The organism is Escherichia sp. E2748, from assembly GCF_005781125.1.
Lineage (GTDB): Bacteria > Pseudomonadota > Gammaproteobacteria > Enterobacterales > Enterobacteriaceae > Escherichia.
The window spans coordinates 49,669-66,602 of sequence record NZ_VATP01000025.1; the positions used below are offsets into that span (position 1 = coordinate 49,669).

22 protein-coding genes, 1 tRNA gene and 3 pseudogenes are annotated in these 16,934 nt (G+C 49.1%); 15 read left to right on the forward strand and 11 right to left on the reverse strand.

The genetic code is table 11. From position 1 onward, the window contains the following. Position 1 precedes the first annotated feature (1 nt). Both prfH and FEK42_RS19085 read left to right on the forward strand, forming a co-directional pair. Positions 2 to 415 (forward strand): peptide chain release factor H, encoded by a 414-nt coding sequence (gene prfH, locus FEK42_RS19080; protein ID WP_276320328.1) that lies wholly within the window; start codon positions 2 to 4, stop codon positions 413 to 415. A gap of 61 nt (positions 416 to 476) precedes the next feature. Then, positions 477 to 734, forward strand: a pseudogene (locus FEK42_RS19085) (metal-dependent hydrolase); the annotation flags it as partial. A 14-nt stretch (positions 735 to 748) separates the two neighbouring features. Here the strand turns inward: FEK42_RS19085 and FEK42_RS19090 are convergent. The 3 genes from FEK42_RS19090 to pepD form a co-directional block, all read right to left on the reverse strand. Next, positions 749 to 991 carry a hypothetical protein gene (locus tag FEK42_RS19090; protein WP_131161617.1) on the reverse strand — a complete coding sequence of 81 codons (243 nt, stop codon included), beginning with the start codon at positions 989 to 991 and terminating at the stop codon, positions 749 to 751. Positions 992 to 1,260: 269 nt separating this feature from the next. Further along, positions 1,261 to 1,419 (reverse strand): hypothetical protein, encoded by a 159-nt coding sequence (locus tag FEK42_RS22805; RefSeq protein ID WP_167852511.1) that lies wholly within the window; start codon positions 1,417 to 1,419, stop codon positions 1,261 to 1,263. Between the two features lie 170 nt (positions 1,420 to 1,589). After that, the gene (pepD, locus tag FEK42_RS19095) at positions 1,590 to 3,047 is read right to left on the reverse strand and encodes a cytosol nonspecific dipeptidase (protein ID WP_135409524.1); all 1,458 of its coding nucleotides are present in this window, start codon (positions 3,045 to 3,047) and stop codon (positions 1,590 to 1,592) included. Positions 3,048 to 3,307: 260 nt separating this feature from the next. Here pepD and gpt point away from each other — a divergent pair, with 260 nt between their 5' ends. The 3 genes from gpt to crl all read left to right on the forward strand — a co-directional run bounded on the left by gpt (position 3,308) and on the right by crl (position 5,562). After that, positions 3,308 to 3,766, forward strand: coding sequence for a xanthine phosphoribosyltransferase (gene gpt / locus FEK42_RS19100; protein WP_001291990.1), 459 nt, complete (start codon positions 3,308 to 3,310; stop codon positions 3,764 to 3,766). Positions 3,767 to 3,858: 92 nt separating this feature from the next. Then, complete coding sequence (gene frsA, locus FEK42_RS19105) at positions 3,859 to 5,103, forward strand: esterase FrsA (RefSeq protein WP_130209677.1); 1,245 nt, start codon at positions 3,859 to 3,861, stop codon at positions 5,101 to 5,103. A gap of 57 nt (positions 5,104 to 5,160) precedes the next feature. Further along, complete coding sequence (crl, locus tag FEK42_RS19110; protein ID WP_130209675.1) at positions 5,161 to 5,562, forward strand: sigma factor-binding protein Crl; 402 nt, start codon at positions 5,161 to 5,163, stop codon at positions 5,560 to 5,562. 38 nt (positions 5,563 to 5,600) lie between these two features. On the opposite strand, the gene phoE is transcribed toward crl, so the two are convergent. Beyond that, a complete protein-coding gene (phoE, locus tag FEK42_RS19115; protein WP_138211925.1) occupies positions 5,601 to 6,656 on the reverse strand; it encodes a phosphoporin PhoE in 1,056 nt (351 codons plus the stop codon). 287 nt (positions 6,657 to 6,943) lie between these two features. On the opposite strand from phoE, the gene proB reads away from it, so the two are divergent. The 3 genes from proB (at position 6,944) to FEK42_RS19130 (ending at position 9,502) form a co-directional block, all read left to right on the forward strand. Then, complete coding sequence (gene proB / locus FEK42_RS19120; protein WP_001285288.1) at positions 6,944 to 8,047, forward strand: glutamate 5-kinase; 1,104 nt, start codon at positions 6,944 to 6,946, stop codon at positions 8,045 to 8,047. Positions 8,048 to 8,058: 11 nt separating this feature from the next. Continuing rightward, positions 8,059 to 9,312, forward strand: a complete 1,254-nt coding sequence (gene proA, locus FEK42_RS19125; RefSeq protein WP_135409526.1) for a glutamate-5-semialdehyde dehydrogenase — start codon at positions 8,059 to 8,061, stop codon at positions 9,310 to 9,312. A 114-nt stretch (positions 9,313 to 9,426) separates the two neighbouring features. Next, positions 9,427 to 9,502 (forward strand) — tRNA-Thr (locus FEK42_RS19130). A gap of 14 nt (positions 9,503 to 9,516) precedes the next feature. Here FEK42_RS19130 and FEK42_RS19135 read toward each other — a convergent pair. The 6 genes and pseudogenes from FEK42_RS19135 to FEK42_RS23090 all read right to left on the reverse strand — a co-directional run bounded on the left by FEK42_RS19135 (position 9,517) and on the right by FEK42_RS23090 (position 12,502). After that, positions 9,517 to 10,635, reverse strand: a complete 1,119-nt coding sequence (locus FEK42_RS19135; RefSeq protein WP_001132557.1) for a tyrosine-type recombinase/integrase — start codon at positions 10,633 to 10,635, stop codon at positions 9,517 to 9,519. After that, positions 10,557 to 10,991 carry a helix-turn-helix domain-containing protein gene (locus tag FEK42_RS23085; RefSeq protein WP_077941726.1) on the reverse strand — a complete coding sequence of 145 codons (435 nt, stop codon included), beginning with the start codon at positions 10,989 to 10,991 and terminating at the stop codon, positions 10,557 to 10,559. The genes FEK42_RS19135 and FEK42_RS23085 overlap by 79 nt, the downstream gene beginning before the upstream one ends. Then, complete coding sequence (gene yfdT / locus FEK42_RS19145; protein WP_000206732.1) at positions 10,907 to 11,212, reverse strand: protein YfdT; 306 nt, start codon at positions 11,210 to 11,212, stop codon at positions 10,907 to 10,909. The genes FEK42_RS23085 and yfdT overlap by 85 nt, the downstream gene beginning before the upstream one ends. Beyond that, entirely contained in the window at positions 11,212 to 11,574 is a 363-nt protein-coding gene (locus FEK42_RS19150; protein WP_001242749.1) for a phage protein, read from the reverse strand. Before FEK42_RS19150 ends, yfdT begins: the two co-directional genes overlap by 1 nt. Then, entirely contained in the window at positions 11,565 to 12,101 is a 537-nt protein-coding gene (gene yfdR, locus FEK42_RS19155) for a 5'-deoxynucleotidase (protein ID WP_000008236.1), read from the reverse strand. The genes FEK42_RS19150 and yfdR overlap by 10 nt, the downstream gene beginning before the upstream one ends. 81 nt (positions 12,102 to 12,182) lie before the next feature. Further along, a pseudogene (locus FEK42_RS23090) lies at positions 12,183 to 12,502 on the reverse strand (hypothetical protein). A gap of 144 nt (positions 12,503 to 12,646) precedes the next feature. Between FEK42_RS23090 and FEK42_RS19165 the strand changes: the two are divergent. Further along, entirely contained in the window at positions 12,647 to 13,162 is a 516-nt protein-coding gene (locus FEK42_RS19165) for a hypothetical protein (protein WP_053906484.1), read from the forward strand. Positions 13,163 to 13,489: 327 nt separating this feature from the next. Here FEK42_RS19165 and FEK42_RS19170 read toward each other — a convergent pair whose 3' ends face one another. Further along, positions 13,490 to 14,182: a helix-turn-helix transcriptional regulator gene (locus tag FEK42_RS19170; RefSeq protein WP_001353346.1), complete on the reverse strand. Its 693-nt coding sequence runs from the start codon at positions 14,180 to 14,182 to the stop codon at positions 13,490 to 13,492. A gap of 97 nt (positions 14,183 to 14,279) precedes the next feature. Between FEK42_RS19170 and FEK42_RS19180 the strand changes: the two genes are divergently transcribed. From FEK42_RS19180 to FEK42_RS19205, 6 genes and pseudogenes are all read left to right on the forward strand, one after another. After that, the gene (locus FEK42_RS19180; protein WP_053906482.1) at positions 14,280 to 14,540 is read left to right on the forward strand and encodes a helix-turn-helix transcriptional regulator; all 261 of its coding nucleotides are present in this window, start codon (positions 14,280 to 14,282) and stop codon (positions 14,538 to 14,540) included. After that, the gene (gene ymfL, locus FEK42_RS19185) at positions 14,533 to 15,084 is read left to right on the forward strand and encodes a protein YmfL (protein WP_001440240.1); all 552 of its coding nucleotides are present in this window, start codon (positions 14,533 to 14,535) and stop codon (positions 15,082 to 15,084) included. Before FEK42_RS19180 ends, ymfL begins: the two co-directional genes overlap by 8 nt. A gap of 175 nt (positions 15,085 to 15,259) precedes the next feature. Next, the gene (locus tag FEK42_RS19190; protein ID WP_001250269.1) at positions 15,260 to 15,439 is read left to right on the forward strand and encodes a DUF4222 domain-containing protein; all 180 of its coding nucleotides are present in this window, start codon (positions 15,260 to 15,262) and stop codon (positions 15,437 to 15,439) included. Then, a complete protein-coding gene (locus tag FEK42_RS19195) occupies positions 15,429 to 16,370 on the forward strand; it encodes a helix-turn-helix domain-containing protein (RefSeq protein WP_033553763.1) in 942 nt (313 codons plus the stop codon). The genes FEK42_RS19190 and FEK42_RS19195 overlap by 11 nt, the downstream gene beginning before the upstream one ends. Then, on the forward strand, positions 16,367 to 16,861 hold the full coding sequence (locus tag FEK42_RS19200; RefSeq protein WP_135491986.1) for a PerC family transcriptional regulator: 495 nt from the start codon (positions 16,367 to 16,369) through the stop codon (positions 16,859 to 16,861). The genes FEK42_RS19195 and FEK42_RS19200 overlap by 4 nt, the downstream gene beginning before the upstream one ends. Beyond that, a pseudogene (locus tag FEK42_RS19205) lies at positions 16,861 to 16,934 on the forward strand (LexA family transcriptional regulator); the annotation flags it as partial. The gene FEK42_RS19200 and the pseudogene FEK42_RS19205, both read left to right, overlap by 1 nt.

Sequence of the window (16,934 nt, forward strand, 5' to 3'; positions counted from 1 at the left end):
AATGAAAATAATGCCCGCCATTCAGTGGATTTGCCCGAGCCCGTATCGCCCACATCACGGGCGTAAAAACTGGTTTCTGGGCATTGGGCGTTTTACCGCTGATGAGCAGGAACAATCGGATGCGATCCGGTATGAGACGCTGCGTTCGTCGGGGCCGGGCGGTCAACATGTCAATAAAACCGACTCGGCGGTACGCGCCACGCATCTGGCATCTGGAATTAGCGTGAAGGTTCAGTCAGAGCGCAGCCAGCATGCGAACAAACGGCTGGCGCGATTGCTGATTGCCTGGAAGCTGGAACAACAGCAACAGGAAAATAGCGCGGCGCTGAAATCGCAGCGGCGAATGTTCCATCACCAGATTGAACGTGGCAACCCGCGACGAACGTTTACAGGGATGGCTTTTATCGCTGTGTAATTGAGGAATGTCTCCCGCCGTTTTCTACATGAAAGCGGCGGGCAAAACGAAAGGAATAGTCATGTTTATCGGTCATCTTCCGGCTGGTTATATAATAACTTGTACTTTAATGAAACGCCTACCGCTGATTGTTCGTCATGCGTGCAGGGCGATGGTTATTGGCTTAGTTGGGGTCGTTGCGCCCGATTTTGCTCTTTTCTGGTGCTATCTGGTTGATAACGGGCAACGACATCATCATCTTTACCCTACACATTGGCCATTATTATGGTTTGCTCTGCTGGCGGCGACATTGGTATGGGCAGGTATCGCGAAGAATAAAAAATTCTTCTGACTTCAGGCGGCGTAACATGTTTCCTGGGGAAATTCTCCCGTGGTTAAATATGTTCTTCTGACTTTTCCCCAGGCTCTGAACATATAAAAATTCTGCTTTTCACCCTTAAGTTCTTTCACGGATTCCAGCGCGAAAGTATCTTTGCTGATCAAAAATTCTCCCCATGAAATATGGTCGCAGCTATATAAATATGCGACCTTTTCATGGGTTTCATAATGCTTTGTTATTTCAATGTAAATCGCCATACGATTCAGCCCTTCTTTCCTGAGGTGAATGGTCGTTATTTTAATGCCTGCCGAATGAGTTTTTCGAACGTTGGATTAAAGTGATTCTGATGAGCGGTTATGAAGGGCATCAGAAGGGTTCCCAGTGCGAGCATACCCGGCGGCGCAAACATGAAAATCAGAGCTTCCTGGATGGCTGACTGTTGCAGGGGGGATGTTATTAAGGCTGATATCAGAGAGAAGACACCTGCTATGACAGAAAATGTGCCTATTATCAGAACTACTGTGAACTATAACGACATAAACGCCAGGTTGGTATATACGCCTTCAAGTAATACCCCCGAAGGTGTTTCTTGCCAGGAACCACGGAACGTCGTTGTATGGCTTCTTCCCCAAAACCAGGTCGTATGCGAGATAGTAAATTGCTCATGACCAATCTTACCTTTCATTTCATCGTCGTCATCAATAGCGCTGGTTAGTTTCCGACGGGCTTCATCGATGGAATATGGCGTTGAACAGGAAAAGGTTTCGAGAGGTGGATACCAGATACGGTGTAATTTTTAGGGATCATTGTTCATCCTTGAACGGTCCACGCCCGCAGGCGTGGACGCTATCGTTATTACTTCGCCGGAATTTCTTTCAGCAGTTCAGTCAGAAGCCGCCAGTAGTGACCTACGCTTTCGATGTGGACTTGCTCATCCGGAGAGTGTGGACCGGTGATTGTTGGCCCGATAGAAACCATGTCCATTTCCGGATACGGTTTTTTGAACAGACCACATTCCAGGCCCGCATGGATAATCTGGATGTTCGGCGTCTTGTTGAACAGACGCTGATAGGTTTCACGTACCAGATGCATTACCGGAGAATTAGCGTCCGGCTGCCAGCCAGGATATGCGCCTTTCGCTTCGGTTTTCGCGCCTGCCAGTTTACCCAGCGAATCCAGCATGCTCACCACGTAGTCTTTACCGCTGTCGATCAGAGAACGGATCAGGCAGTGAATTTCTACGTTGTTGTCGGTCATGGTCACCACACCGACGTTCAGGGAGGTTTCAACCACGCCTTTGGCTACATCGGAGTTACGAATCACACCGTTCGGGGTGGCGTTCAGCAGACGAATAAAGGTATCGCGAGATTTCGCAATCAGGGCAGCTTTATCGTTCGCTACAGAGTCCAGCAACAAGGCCAGATTCTTCTCTTTTTCTGCCAGTTCGTTTTTCAGGATGTCCTGATAGGTATTCACCAGAGATTTCAGTGCGTCGACTTTATCAGCTGCGACAGCAATGGTCGCAAAGGCTTCACGCGGGATGGCGTTACGCAGTGTGCCGCCGTTGAAATCGATAAGACGCAGATCCAGTTCTTCTGCATGACCCGCCAGGAAGCGAACCAGCAGTTTGTTCGCGTTACCCAGGCCAACGTGGATTTCACCGCCGGAGTGACCGCCTTTCAGACCTTTTAAGGTTAACTTGAAGGTTTCAAAGCCAGCTGGAACCGCTTCACGATCTAAATGCAGGTTGGAGGTGAAGTCGATACCCCCCGCACATCCCATGTAGATTTCACCTTCTTCTTCGGAGTCGGTGTTAATCAGAATGTCAGCCTGCAACCAGTTGCTTTGTAAACCGAATGCGCCGTCCATACCGGCTTCTTCGGTCATAGTCAGCAGCACTTCCAGCGGGCCGTGAACCACGTTTTCGTCAGCCAGAACCGCCAGCGCAGACGCCATACCAATGCCGTTATCTGCACCCAGCGTGGTGCCGCGCGCTTTAACCCATTCGCCATCAATATAAGGCTGGATAGGATCTTTGGTGAAGTCGTGCACGGTGTCGTTGTTTTTTTGCGGCACCATATCGAGGTGAGCCTGCAGGACAACCGGTTTACGGTTTTCCATACCTGCGGTGGCAGGTTTACGAATCAGGATATTCCCCACTTGATCGCGTTCGACGTGGAAACCTTTTTCTTTTGCCCAACCTACAATGTATTCAGCGAGTTGCTCTTCATGATAGGACGGGTGAGGAATAGAACAGATTTTGGCAAAAATATCCCACAGCGGCTGTGGAGATAATTGAGACAGTTCAGACACGTTAAGTCTCCTTGTCGATCACCCGCAAAACAGTATTGCAGGTCACAGGGTTAGCAGAAAATGTTGTCAGCACAAGTCAGGCTTGCGAGATATGTTTGAGAATACCACTTTATCTAGCGACAGGTAGTAGCAGTGCGTAAAAAGACGCGGACTTATGTGAAATACTGGTTTTTAGTGCGCCAGATCTCTATAATCTCGCGCAACCTATTTTCCCCTCGAACACTTTTTAAGCCGTAGATAAACAGGCTGGGACACTTCACATGAGCGAAAAATACATCGTCACCTGGGACATGTTGCAGATCCATGCACGTAAACTCGCAAGCCGACTGATGCCTTCTGAACAATGGAAAGGCATTATTGCCGTAAGCCGTGGCGGTCTGGTACCGGGTGCGTTACTGGCGCGTGAACTGGGTATTCGTCATGTCGATACCGTATGTATTTCCAGCTACGATCACGACAACCAGCGCGAACTGAAAGTGCTGAAACGCGCAGAAGGTGACGGTGAAGGCTTTATCGTCATTGATGACCTGGTAGATACCGGTGGTACTGCGGTTGCGATTCGTGAAATGTATCCTAAAGCACACTTTGTGACTATCTTCGCGAAACCGGCTGGTCGCCCGCTGGTTGATGATTATGTGGTTGATATCCCACAAGATACCTGGATTGAGCAACCGTGGGATATGGGCGTCGTATTCGTCCCGCCAATCTCCGGTCGCTAATCTTTTCAACGCCTGGCACTGCCGGGCGTTGTTCTTTTTAACGTCAGGCAGGTTACAATAGCTTCCAGTAAGTATTCCTGGAGGTTGCATCCATGACACAGGCTAACCTGAGCGAAACCCTGTTCAAACCCCGCTTTAAACATCCTGAAACCTCGACGCTAGTCCGCCGTTTTAACCACGGTGCGCAACCGTCGGTGCAGTCGGCCCTCGATGGCAAAAATATTCCTCATTGGTATCGCATGATTAACCGCCTGATGTGGATCTGGCGCGGTGTTGATCCGCGTGAAATCCTCGACGTTCAGGCGCGCATTGTGATGAGCGATGCTGAACGCACCGACAATGATTTATACGATACGGTGATTGGCTACCGTGGCGGCAACTGGATTTACGAGTGGGCCACCCAGGCGATGGTGTGGCAACAGAAAGCCTGTGCGGAAGAAGATCCGCAACTCAGCGGGCGTCACTGGCTGCACGCAGCTACGTTGTACAATATTGCCGCCTATCCGCACTTGAAGGGCGATGATCTGGCTGAACAGGTACAGGCGTTGTCAAATCGCGCGTATGAAGAAGCTGCGCAACGTCTGCCTGGAACAATGCGGCAAATGGAGTTTACCGTTCCGGGGGGCGCGCCCATCACTGGCTTTTTGCATATGCCAAAAGGTGATGGTCCATTCCCGACAGTATTAATGTGTGGTGGTCTGGATGCGATGCAAACCGACTATTACTCCCTTTATGAGCGCTATTTTGCACCGCGCGGCATTGCGATGCTGACTATTGATATGCCTTCAGTCGGTTTTTCCTCAAAATGGAAACTCACCCAGGATTCCAGCCTGCTGCACCAACATGTCTTAAAGGCGCTGCCTAACGTTCCATGGGTAGATCACACTCGCGTTGCCGCCTTTGGTTTTCGTTTCGGTGCTAACGTTGCTGTACGCCTGGCTTATCTCGAGGCATCACGTTTGAAAGCGGTGGCCTGTCTTGGCCCGGTGGTTCACACCTTGCTGAGTGATTTTAAGTGCCAGCAACAAGTGCCGGAAATGTATCTTGACGTTCTGGCGAGCCGACTGGGAATGCATGATGCTTCTGATGAAGCGTTGCGTGTTGAGCTGAATCGCTATTCATTAAAAGTGCAAGGATTGCTGGGACGTCGTTGCCCAACGCCAATGTTATCAGGGTACTGGAAGAACGATCCGTTCAGCCCGGAAGAGGATTCACGCTTAATCACGTCGTCATCTGCGGATGGTAAATTGTTAGAGATTCCGCTTAACCCCGTGTATCGGAATTTTGACAAGGCGCTTCAGGAAATCACCAACTGGATCGAAAAGCGATTGTGTTAAAAATTTGCTAAATTTTGTCAATTTGGTAAAACAGTTGCATCACAACAGGAGATCGCAATGACGTTACCGAGTGGACACCCGAAAAGCAGATTGATCAAAAAATTTACCGCACTAGGCCCGTATATTCGTGAAGGTAAGTGCGAAGATAATCGATTCTTTTTCGATTGTCTGGCTGTATGCGTCAACGTGAAACCCGCGCCGGAAGTGCGTGAGTTCTGGGGCTGGTGGATGGAACTGGAAGCGCAGGAATCCCGTTTTACATACAGCTATCAGTTTGGTCTGTTCGATAAAGCAGGCGACTGGACGAGTGTTCCGGTAAAAGATGCCGAAGTGGTAGAGCGGCTGGAGTATACCTTGCGTGAGTTTCACGAGAAGCTGCGTGAACTGTTGGTAACGTTGAATCTGAAACTGGAACCGGCGGATGATTTTCGTGACGAGCCGGTGAAGTTAACGGCGTGAATGAAATGTGCCGGATGCATCGCATCCGGCAATATTCATTAAAACTGATAGGTCATGCCAACCGCGACAATATCATCATTGTTGATATTCAGCTTATTATCGCTATCCAGCTGATTGATTTTATAATCAACAAACGCTGACATATTTTTGTTGAAATAATACGTAGCACCGACATCGATGTAATTGACCAGATCTTCATCGCCGATGCCTTCAATATCTTTCCCTTTCGATAAGACGTAACCCAGTGATGGACGCAGACCAAAGTCGAATTGATATTGTGCGACCGCTTCAAAGTTCTGCGTCTTATTGGCAAAGCCGCCAGAGATTGGCGTCATTTTGCGTGTTTCAGAATAGAAAGTTGCCAGATAAATATTATTAGCATCATATTTCAGGCCCGTTGCCCACGCTTCTGCACGCTTACCCGTGCCACGGCTTTGCAGGTTCTGCTCGTTGGTGCGATCGGAGTTGGTATAGGCCCCACTAATGGCGAAATCACTACCGCCAAAGTCATAGGTTAACGAGGTGCCGAAGCCATCGCCATTCTGCTTTTTCACATCGCGGTTTTCGTTTTTCCCTTGATATTGCAAGGTTAAATTCAAGCCATCGATAACGCCGAAGAAGTCGGTGTTACGATAAGTCGCCAGCCCGCTGGCGCGTTTGGTCATAAAGTTATCGGTCTGTGCGGAGGAGTCGCCACCAAATTCCGGGAACATATCGGTCCAGGCTTCCACGTCATACAACGCGCCCAGGTTACGACCATAATCGAAAGAACCCAAATCTATATATTTCAACCCGGCAAAAGCGAGTCGCGTTTTTTGCTGTGCGGTATCACTCTCCGCTTTATTTCCGGCAAACTCTGCTTCCCAACGCCCATAACCAGTCAGTTGATCGTTAATTTGTGTTTCGCCTTTAAAGCCAAAACGGATATAACTCTGGTCGCCATCTTTACTGTCATTATCACTCATATAATGCATGGCTTTAACTTTGCCATAGACATCCAGTTTATTACCGTCTTTGTTATATACTTCTGCGGCCTGTACGGATGCAGATGCCACAATACCCATCACCACTAATGCCAGAGTGCTCTTTTTCATTTTCTTTCCTGATTTTAATTTACGCGCGAATATTCAGCGGGAGAGTCCCGTTGAAAACAGGAAAGTTTTTAACCTGAGATTGTTAAAGATATATTACAACTTAATAATATTCTTAAAATGTGCTAATTTATTAAATCTGTAATAAAAGCGTAAACAACTGCCGTTACGCTTGCTGATCCCGCGCAACAAAACGCTATGCTTTGCTCGCAGATGGTTGGCAACCGACGACAGTCCTGCTAAAACGTTCGTTTGATATCATTTTTCCTAAAATTGAATGGCAGAGAATCATGAGTGACAGCCAGACGCTGGTGGTAAAACTCGGCACCAGTGTGCTAACAGGCGGATCGCGCCGCCTGAACCGTGCCCATATCGTTGAACTTGTTCGCCAGTGCGCGCAGTTACATGCCGCCGGGCATCGGATAGTCATTGTGACGTCGGGCGCGATTGCCGCCGGACGTGAGCACCTGGGTTACCCGGAACTGCCAGCGACTATTGCCTCAAAACAACTGCTGGCGGCGGTAGGGCAGAGTCGACTGATTCAACTGTGGGAACAGCTGTTTTCGATTTATGGCATTCACGTCGGGCAGATGCTGCTGACTCGTGCTGATATGGAAGACCGTGAACGCTTCCTGAACGCCCGCGACACCCTGCGTGCGCTGCTCGATAACAACATCGTTCCAGTAATTAATGAGAACGATGCTGTCGCTACGGCAGAAATTAAAGTTGGTGACAACGACAACCTTTCTGCTCTAGCGGCGATTCTGGCGGGTGCCGATAAACTGCTGCTGCTGACCGATCAAAAAGGTTTGTATACCGCTGACCCGCGCAGCAATCCGCAGGCAGAACTGATTAAAGATGTTTACGGCATTGATGACGCACTGCGCGCGATCGCCGGTGACAGCGTTTCAGGTCTTGGAACCGGCGGCATGAGCACTAAATTGCAGGCCGCGGACGTGGCTTGCCGTGCGGGCATCGACACCATTATTGCCGCGGGCAGCAAGCCGGGCGTTATTGGTGATGTGATGGAAGGCATTTCCGTCGGTACGCTGTTCCATGCCCAGGCGACTCCGCTTGAAAACCGTAAACGCTGGATTTTCGGTGCACCGCCTGCGGGTGAAATCACGGTAGATGAAGGGGCAACCGCCGCCATTCTTGAACGCGGCAGCTCCCTGTTGCCGAAAGGCATTAAGAGCGTAACCGGCAACTTCTCGCGTGGTGAAGTGATCCGCATTTGTAACCTCGAAGGTCGTGATATTGCCCACGGCGTCAGTCGCTATAATAGCGATGCATTGCGCCGCATTGCCGGACACCACTCGCAAGAAATTGATGCAATACTGGGATATGAATACGGCCCGGTAGCCGTTCACCGTGATGACATGATTACCCGTTAAGGAGCAGGCCGATGCTGGAACAAATGGGCATTGCCGCGAAGCAAGCCTCGTATAAATTAGCGCAACTCTCCAGCCGCGAAAAAAATCGCGTGCTGGAAAAAATCGCCGATGAACTGGAAGCACAAAGCGAAATCATCCTCAACGCTAACGCCCAGGATGTTGCTGACGCGCGTGCTAATGGCCTCAGCGAAGCGATGCTTGACCGTCTGGCACTGACGCCCGCACGGCTGAAAGGCATTGCCGATGATGTGCGCCAGGTGTGTAACCTCGCCGATCCGGTGGGGCAGGTAATCGATGGCGGCGTGCTGGACAGCGGCCTGCGTCTGGAGCGTCGTCGCGTACCGCTGGGGGTGATTGGCGTGATTTATGAAGCGCGGCCGAACGTGACGGTTGATGTCGCTTCGCTGTGCCTTAAAACGGGTAACGCGGTGATCCTGCGTGGCGGCAAAGAAACCTGCCGCACTAACGCTGCAACGGTGGCGGTGATTCAGGACGCCCTGAAATCCTGCGGTTTACCGGCAGGAGCAGTACAGGCAATTGATAATCCGGATCGCGCACTGGTCAGTGAAATGCTGCGTATGGATAAATACATCGACATGCTGATCCCGCGCGGCGGCGCTGGTCTGCATAAGCTATGCCGCGAACAGTCGACAATCCCGGTGATCACAGGCGGTATAGGCGTATGCCATATTTACGTTGATGAAAGTGCAGAGATCGCTGAAGCATTGAAAGTGATCGTCAACGCGAAAACTCAGCGTCCGAGCACGTGTAATACGGTAGAAACGTTGCTGGTGAATAAAAACATCGCTGATAGCTTCCTGCCCGCATTAAGCAAACAAATGGCGGAAAGCAGCGTGACATTACACGCAGATGCTGCCGCACTGGCGCAGTTGCAGGCTGGACCCGCGAAGGTGGTGGCTGTTAAAGCCGAAGAGTATGACGATGAATTTCTGTCATTAGATTTGAACGTCAAAATCGTCAGCGATCTTGACGATGCCATCGCCCATATTCGTGAACACGGCACACAACACTCCGATGCGATCCTGACCCGCGATATGCGCAACGCCCAGCGTTTTGTTAACGAAGTGGATTCCTCCGCTGTTTACGTTAACGCCTCTACGCGTTTTACCGACGGCGGCCAGTTTGGTCTGGGGGCGGAAGTCGCGGTAAGCACACAAAAACTGCATGCGCGCGGCCCAATGGGGCTGGAAGCACTGACCACCTACAAGTGGATCGGCATTGGTGATTACACCATTCGTGCGTAAATAAAACCGGGTGATGCAAAAGTAGCCATTTGATTCACAAGGCCATTGACGCATCGCCCGGTTAGTTTTAACCTTGTCCACCGTGATTCACGTTCGTGGACATGTCCTTTCAGGGCCGATATAGCTCAGTTGGTAGAGCAGCGCATTCGTAATGCGAAGGTCGTAGGTTCGACTCCTATTATCGGCACCATTTAAATCAATAAGTTACACATCATTAGTACCTTCCTTATTTTTTGACTGGGACAAATTTGGGACCGATGGGTTCAGGATCGAGTCTATTTGCCGTGCGTGTTCGGTAAGGTGATTAGGTGCAAGGTGAGCATATCGACGAACCATTTCGATAGACTCCCAGCCTCCCATTTCCTGTAACACTGACAACGGGACTCCGGCTTGAACCAGCCAACTTGCCCAGGTGTGTCTCAAGTCGTGAAATCTGAAATCATCAATACCAGCCCGTCTCAGCGCCGCTTTCCAGGCTGTGTTTGCGTCATACCGCATCTTCCTTACTGTTGGCGCTTTCGTTCCGTCTGGTTTGGTACAGCTTTCCTTGTACACAAATACCCAACGGTGATGATTCCCGATTTGTTTTTTCAATACGCGACATGCAGTATCATTCAGCGCAACGCCAATTGCGCGGTTTGATTTACTCTCTTCCGGGTTTATCCATGCCACCCGGCGCTGCATATCTATTTGTTGCCATTCAAGGTTGATGATGTTCGAGCGTCTTAAGCCTGTTGCCAGTGCAAATTCAACAACAGACTTTAATGGCTCCGGACATTCATCAATCAGCCTTTGTGCTTCATGGGGCTCCAGCCAGCGGATCCGTTTATTCTTTGGTTGAGGCACTTTAATAATTGGTGCCTTATCCAGCATTTTCCATTCACGCTCTGCGGCTCTTAGTAGGGCCTTTATAAATGAAAGATGCGTAGCCTTCGTTGCAACGGACGCTGGTTTTGGCGTGTATTCTGGAACAGGTTTCCCTTTTTTTCTGCATGCTTCTGCCCTGAGTTTCCAGTTTTCCTCATGACGCCGGTTCGTCATTTTCTGCATTGCTGAATAAATTTTTGATTCAGTAATGTCTCTTAGTTGCATTCCTGCGAAATGTTGAAGCCAGAATCCGATCCGGCTTTTGTCATCGTCCAGTGATTTTTTATGTGCTTTCTCTTCAAGCCACCTGACACACGCTTCCTCGAACGTTATATCAGGTATTTCACCAAGTTTGCTGACCCGCCATGCTTCAGCCTTTAGCTTGTCATGGAGTTCTGTCGCCTGCCTTTTGTCCTTTGTTCCAAGAGACTGTTTAAATCTTTTACCGTTCGGCAATGTGAAACTGGCGTACCATATTTCACCTCTGCGGAAGAGTGACATTTTCTTTCCTCTGTTATGCCATCACCCGCGCTCACCTGGACAGTATGCAGCGGAGACTGAAGAGCCGCAATGCAGGCTTGTCGTGTTGTGAGGTAAGGAGATTTATTCTTAGTGGGATCTTTGCGTGTTGCCTGAAGACGCCCTGTGCGTATCCAGTTAATGGCAGTCGGTCTGGATATCTTGAGAAAATGACAGGCCTCATCGAGTGTGAGGCTGTATGGCTCCATTATTTCACCTCTTGCTGTGACATTGTTGAGAAATGGATACCAGCTCGTTGCTGCCAGACGATCCAACCGAGAGTCATATCCCATGCCATGTATTCGTTATCGCCGTTTTTTGCTCTCCGACGATCTACTAAGTCACCAAAACGCTTTTCCATGAATAATTCATAAGCTTCGCGTTCATCTGGTTCTACTTCCAGAGATAGGAGTGCGATTTCATAAGCACGGCGCTCAATATCGTCTCGCACGTCAAGGCTGCTGATACGCTCTTTAATTTCTTTAATCAGTTCTTTGTCGGTAAAAGTGGTCATTATGCTCCAGCCTCCGGTGCTTTTGGCATTACTGCCCAGTGAGTGATATTGACGTTTTCAAGGTCCCCGACCTGAAATGTCCACTGCCATTCTCCGGTTTCTTTTTGTCCCCAGGTGTACCAGAGAGAACGCCAGCCAATTAGCCAGCCTTCTCCGTTAGCATCGAATAACAAAACACTTTCATTTGCTGGTGGCAGTTCAGTTGACACTGGTATTACTTTGTTTTCCTGTGCTGCACATTTAGCTTCAAGCGCATCGAATTTACGCACCAGGTATTCAGCATCCGTTTCATTCACTTTCAGATCTCGCGGTACACATCTCCCACGAAGAAACCCTTCCATTTCGAAAACATTCATGCGCATTTGCGTAACTCCGATAATTCGTTAAAGCGTTCCATAAACATCCCGTAGGCATGGCCTGGAGCCAGTGGAATCACGTTGAACATCTCTGTTGCCGGGATACCTTCCAGCACAGGCCAGAAAGAGCCATCATCAAGCCCGAGATCGCGGCGTTCGGTTGCCAGCATAATGAGATCGGCATATTTCACTGGCGTGCTCATAACAGGAGGTAACCCGTATTTCTCACGGATTACGGCGTCTATTTTTTCTTCCATCCGTTTATAGTCAGGAAGAAGTCGTTTCAGTGGTGCGGGGATGTCCTGGCAATATGCTTCTGTTGCATCATGCATTAAAGCTTCAAAAGCAAATTCCTGCGGCACCAGCTGGCTGCAAAGCACCGCATGTTGGGCGACACTGTAGAAGTGTGAAAGATGTCCTGCAAAGCGACAGATATTTGAAAGGGAAACCGCGATATCGTTAATCACGATGTCGTCTTTATTTATCCTGTCATAATAAAAATGCTTCCCGGAAAAAGTTTTAATAAATGACATTTTGTTCTCCACGTATATGCGCTGCACCGCGCTGAATTCGGGTAAAAGGAAGCCCTCACCGTCCGGCGATTATTGAGTCAATTACATTTCCATAAATGCCCCCGTAGGGGCGGTTAGTTTCTCCACAAAACAGAGAAGAACACCTGCGGTGGCAGCCGCCCGGATGGATTGGGTTATGAGCCCGTCGTCCGGTGATGCTCTTCTCTGTTTTGTAAAAAGGACGGTACCAGCCGGAAGCAAGGGTACAAACTGGTACCGCCAGGACTACACACAGCATAAAGTTGTGGTGCCGGGTGCCTCCCGGTGCCTGGCGAAGGTTGCACACCAGGCGGGTGGGTATCCACAGAAGGTCGACTGTCAGCCTCAACCTTAACCCGCGTGCGCTGAGCCGCATTCACCACAACGCTAAGGATTCTCTCTGGTTGAAAATACTTAGCTGTTATGTGCCTGCTTTTAGCCACATCAGGCGAGGTGGACCTGGTTATTCCCCAACAACAAGGATTCGGTTAATCTGGATATCCCCAGCAACAATAAGAGAATTCAATGTGATCGCTGAATTAACGGCAGCAATGACGGCTATTCGTGAAATCGCCCAGATTGCAAAACTAATGAACGAGGCAAAAACTCAAGCTGAAGTAAATGCGGCTATTGGTGAGCTGAACTCAAAGCTTGCGTCTATTCAGCGCGAATGCGTGTCTCTCGTTGAACTGGTGGGCTCTTATCAAGAAATAAATGCTTCTCTCAAAGCTAAAATTGCAGAATTCGAAAACTTTGAGGCTCAGACGGAAGGCTATATCCTTAACCAACTTGAGTCGGGTACTTTTGTATACTCGAAGGAGGTAATCGTGAACGGTGGCAGCATAACCATGCATCTTTGCCCAAAATGTTTTGGACAAAAGATAGTATCGATACTTCAACCATTCCCGGTTAGCGAAGATGAGCTTTTTCATAAAAGCAGGTGCCTCCACTGTGAAAATAAGTTTCTGATGAATAAAAATCCGGATTACGTATCGCCTCCATCCATTGAGGAGTTGGCCAGAAAACTTAACGGCAATCTGTAGATTGCTACTGTTGTGGATATCCAGATTGTTAAAGAGCGAAGCGTCCTATAGGGCGCTTTTTTGTTGCTAACGAATCATCTTGGACTTCATATGCCCAAGGCGGCTACTTCTTGGTCGTCCTGACTGTTCGTTTTTGACATTTACTGACCGCTTACGACACATGCACCATGCACCGTGTTGCAACCAGATTTTGTTGTAATCCTGTAGTTGGTCTGGAACAAAAGATAAAATTAAAATGCGAGATGCGCAAGTGATATTTTGCGAGATGTGCAAAATGATGGGTGATAAAAAGCCACCTTTCGGTGGCCGATGGATGGGATATTGAAGTTAATTATGTCTCTTAAGGGTTTGCGACTGACTGATTAAGACCTTTCCAAAGACCATGAATCGGTGTTCGTTTTCGCTAGTAATTCCCCATTCACGGTAAATCTGGTTATCAGAAATCACCAGCAGTTTGTCAGGAATCATTTGAAGTCTTTTAACGTATATTTTGTCATCAAAACCAAAGACATATATACCATCACCATCAAACTGATTGATGCTGACATCAACGAAGATGAGATCTCCTGGCTCAATGGTTGGACACATACTGTCCCCACGAACGTTGATAACTTTGATGTGATTGGCTGGTCGTCCGCCGAACATTGATACAGCATTATCAGTTCTGTATTCGATGGCATGAATCACATCAATGACATCACCGCCCTGGATAAGGCCATTTCCCGCACTGGCACTGATATCCAGCATTTCAATACGGAACACATCCTTCACCTGCGCAACATCCTCATTATTACTGTTTTTATATACAGTATTACTTTTGAGGGCAGAGGTAAAGAGATCAGCAATATCAACACCTAAGCTCTTGGCAATATTACTCAGTGTTTGTTCGGTAAATTGTTTCTGCTTACCCGTTTCTAAGCGCGAGATGTTCGCCGCATCTACTCCTATTGCTTCAGCGAGATCGGCGATTTTCATGTTCTTCGCTTGGCGAAGTTGTCTGACTCGGTTTCCTATGTTCATGCGTTTATTACATTTCTTTATTGCGTGATAAGCAAATCAACTTGCGCAAAATACTTGCGTGAAATAACATGCATAACGCGCAATATTTGGAGGTTATATGCAATCACAATTACGAAATGTGCGTAAGGCGCATGGTTTCACTTTGCAGCATGTTGCTGCGGGTGTTCAAGTCAATCCAGCGACGTTGAGTCGTATTGAGAGGCTGGAACAGATTCCATCTATCGAGCTTGCAGAACGTTTAGCCAATTTTTTTAAGGGTGAAATCAGCGAAATGCAGATTCTTTATCCGGCACGTTTTCAATCTAGCCAAAACCAGAATGGGTTTAAACCACAGGAACAGGAGGTGAACCGTGGGTAAGCATCACTGGAAAGTAGACAAACAGCCTGAGTGGTACGTGAAAGCTGTCAGAAAAACTATCGCAGCGTTGCCGGGGGGTTACGCTGAAGCTGCTGACTGGCTGGATGTAACAGAGAACGCATTATTTAACCGCCTTCGTGCCGATGGCGATCAGATTTTCCCGCTGGGATGGGCAATGATTTTGCAACGTGCTGGTGGAACTCACTTCATTGCTGATGCTGTGGCGCAGTCTGCAAATGGCGTCTTTGTGTCTCTTCCTGACGTCGAGGATGTGGACAACGCCGATATTAACCAGCGTCTGCTGGAAGTCATTGAACAGATCGGCAGTTATTCAAAACAGATTCGTTCAGCAATCGAAGACGGTGTAGTGGAACCGCATGAGAAGACAGCAATTAATGACGAGCTGTACCTCTCAATTTCGAAGCTGCAGGAGCATGCAGCACTGGTCTACAAAATTTTTTGCATTTCAGAAAGTAATGACGCCCGCGAGTGTGCAGCTCCGGGCGCCGTGGCGTGTCGTGACTGTGGAGAAACTAACGCATGAACAGTTTAACAACACACTACCGTCGCTCGCAACTGATTGCACTTCCTGTACCGGGTGGAAAAGCGAAGGTGGAGTATTGCTATGCAGTGAATGTACCAGGTGACAGGGAAATTGTAACCCACAGCTTTGCAGAGTGGGCTGTGGGCGATTTCAACCGGCAAAAGGAGACAGTCCTTTGCGACAAGTTAACCGCTGGTTCAAAGATCACTACGGAGTGCCCGTCAGAGTCATTCGTTGGGAGCCGGAAACACAACGGGTTATCTACCTCCGCGAAGGCTATGAGCATGAGTGCTTCAGCCCGCTCGAACAGTTTCGTCGTAAATTCAGGGAAATAGAGGTCGGTCATGAGCACTAAATTAACCGGCTATGTATGGGATGGTTGCGCTGCGTCAGGCATGAAGTTATCCAGCGTGGCAATTATGGCCCGCCTGGCTGATTTCAGTAATGACGAAGGTGTGTGCTGGCCATCAATTGAAACCATTGCCCGCCAGATTGGCGCGGGGATGAGCACCGTCAGAACGGCTATCGCACGGCTGGAAGCAGAAGGCTGGTTAACTCGTAAGGCGCGTCGCCAGGGTAACCGCAATGCGTCGAATGTTTATCAGCTTAACGTTGCGAAGCTTCAGGCAGCGGCATTTTCTCAACTGTCAGATTCTGACCCGTCAAAATCTGACGCATCAAAATCTGACCCGTCAAAATTTGATGCGTCGAAATCTGGCAAAAAAGCGGGTTTTCACCCGTCAGAATCTGGCGGGGATCCGTCAGTAAAATCAAAACATGATCCGTCAGATAAAAAACCCTCTCGTCCGGACGCTTCGCAACCGGACACGCAGATGGATGAACAGGATTTTTTAACTCGCCATCCTGATGCGGTTGTATTCAGCCCTAAAAAGCGCCAGTGGGGGACGCAGGATGATTTGACCTGCGCACAGTGGCTCTGGAAAAAAATCATCGCCCTGTACGAGCAGGCTGCCGAATGTGACGGCGAGGTGGTTCGTCCCAAAGAACCGAACTGGACAGCCTGGGCAAACGAAATTCGCCTGATGTGTGTGCAGGATGGTCGTACTCACAAACAAATCTGCGAGATGTACAGCCGCGTCAGCCGCGATCCGTTCTGGTGCCGTAACGTGCTCAGCCCGTCGAAGCTGCGGGAAAAATGGGATGAGCTTTCCCTGCGCTTATCGCCGTCCGTAAGCACGTACACCGAAAAACGCGAAGACCCGTACTTCAAATCCAGTTACGACAACGTGGACTACAGCCAGATCCCGGCAGGATTCAGGGGGTGATCATGAGTCTTTTGAATGACGTTCAGAAATTCATTGAAGCCCATCCGGGGTGTACTTCCGGAGACATTGCGGATGCTTTTGCTGGTTACTCACGGCAGCGCGTTCTGCAGTCAGCAAGCAAGTTACGTCAGAGTGGGCGTGTGGCTCACCGTTGTGAAGGGGATACACGCAGACATTTCCCGCGCCTGACTGAGAGAGCGCAGGAACTGGAACCACAACCAGTTCGAGAAACCAGATCTGTGCGCAATTTCTATGTCGGCACTAACGATCCCCGGGTGATTTTGTGCCTGACCCGGCAGGCTGAAAAACTGGAGTCCAGGGGCTTATACCGTCGTGCTGCAACGGTGTGGATGGCGGCATTCCGTGAAAGCCACTCCCAGCCAGAACGAAACAATTTTCTGGCGCGTCGTGAGCAGTGTTTACGGAAAAGCAGCAAGTGCGCTGTATCGAGTGATGAGTGGTATCTGTCAGGGAATTACGTGGGGGCGTAATGACGACGTTAACTCAATGCCAGCAGCAGGTGCTGGATATGCTGATTTCTTATCAGAAAGAGCGTGGCTTTCC

Coding starts and splice junctions, on each gene's coding strand:
- FEK42_RS19090 (WP_131161617.1), bottom strand. CDS start 991: ATGGCGATTTACATTGAAATAACAAAGCATTATGAAACCCATGAAAAG.
- FEK42_RS19170 (WP_001353346.1), bottom strand. CDS start 14,182: ATGAACATAGGAAACCGAGTCAGACAACTTCGCCAAGCGAAGAACATG.
- FEK42_RS19195 (WP_033553763.1), top strand. CDS start 15,429: ATGAGCACTAAATTAACCGGCTATGTATGGGATGGTTGCGCTGCGTCA.
- yfdR (WP_000008236.1), bottom strand. CDS start 12,101: ATGTCATTTATTAAAACTTTTTCCGGGAAGCATTTTTATTATGACAGG.
- frsA (WP_130209677.1), top strand. CDS start 3,859: ATGACACAGGCTAACCTGAGCGAAACCCTGTTCAAACCCCGCTTTAAA.
- gpt (WP_001291990.1), top strand. CDS start 3,308: ATGAGCGAAAAATACATCGTCACCTGGGACATGTTGCAGATCCATGCA.
- proB (WP_001285288.1), top strand. CDS start 6,944: ATGAGTGACAGCCAGACGCTGGTGGTAAAACTCGGCACCAGTGTGCTA.
- FEK42_RS19180 (WP_053906482.1), top strand. CDS start 14,280: ATGCAATCACAATTACGAAATGTGCGTAAGGCGCATGGTTTCACTTTG.
- prfH (WP_276320328.1), top strand. CDS start 2: ATGAAAATAATGCCCGCCATTCAGTGGATTTGCCCGAGCCCGTATCGC.
- phoE (WP_138211925.1), bottom strand. CDS start 6,656: ATGAAAAAGAGCACTCTGGCATTAGTGGTGATGGGTATTGTGGCATCT.
- proA (WP_135409526.1), top strand. CDS start 8,059: ATGCTGGAACAAATGGGCATTGCCGCGAAGCAAGCCTCGTATAAATTA.
- FEK42_RS19150 (WP_001242749.1), bottom strand. CDS start 11,574: ATGCGCATGAATGTTTTCGAAATGGAAGGGTTTCTTCGTGGGAGATGT.
- yfdT (WP_000206732.1), bottom strand. CDS start 11,212: ATGACCACTTTTACCGACAAAGAACTGATTAAAGAAATTAAAGAGCGT.
- FEK42_RS23085 (WP_077941726.1), bottom strand. CDS start 10,991: ATGGGATATGACTCTCGGTTGGATCGTCTGGCAGCAACGAGCTGGTAT.
- crl (WP_130209675.1), top strand. CDS start 5,161: ATGACGTTACCGAGTGGACACCCGAAAAGCAGATTGATCAAAAAATTT.
- FEK42_RS22805 (WP_167852511.1), bottom strand. CDS start 1,419: ATGAAAGGTAAGATTGGTCATGAGCAATTTACTATCTCGCATACGACC.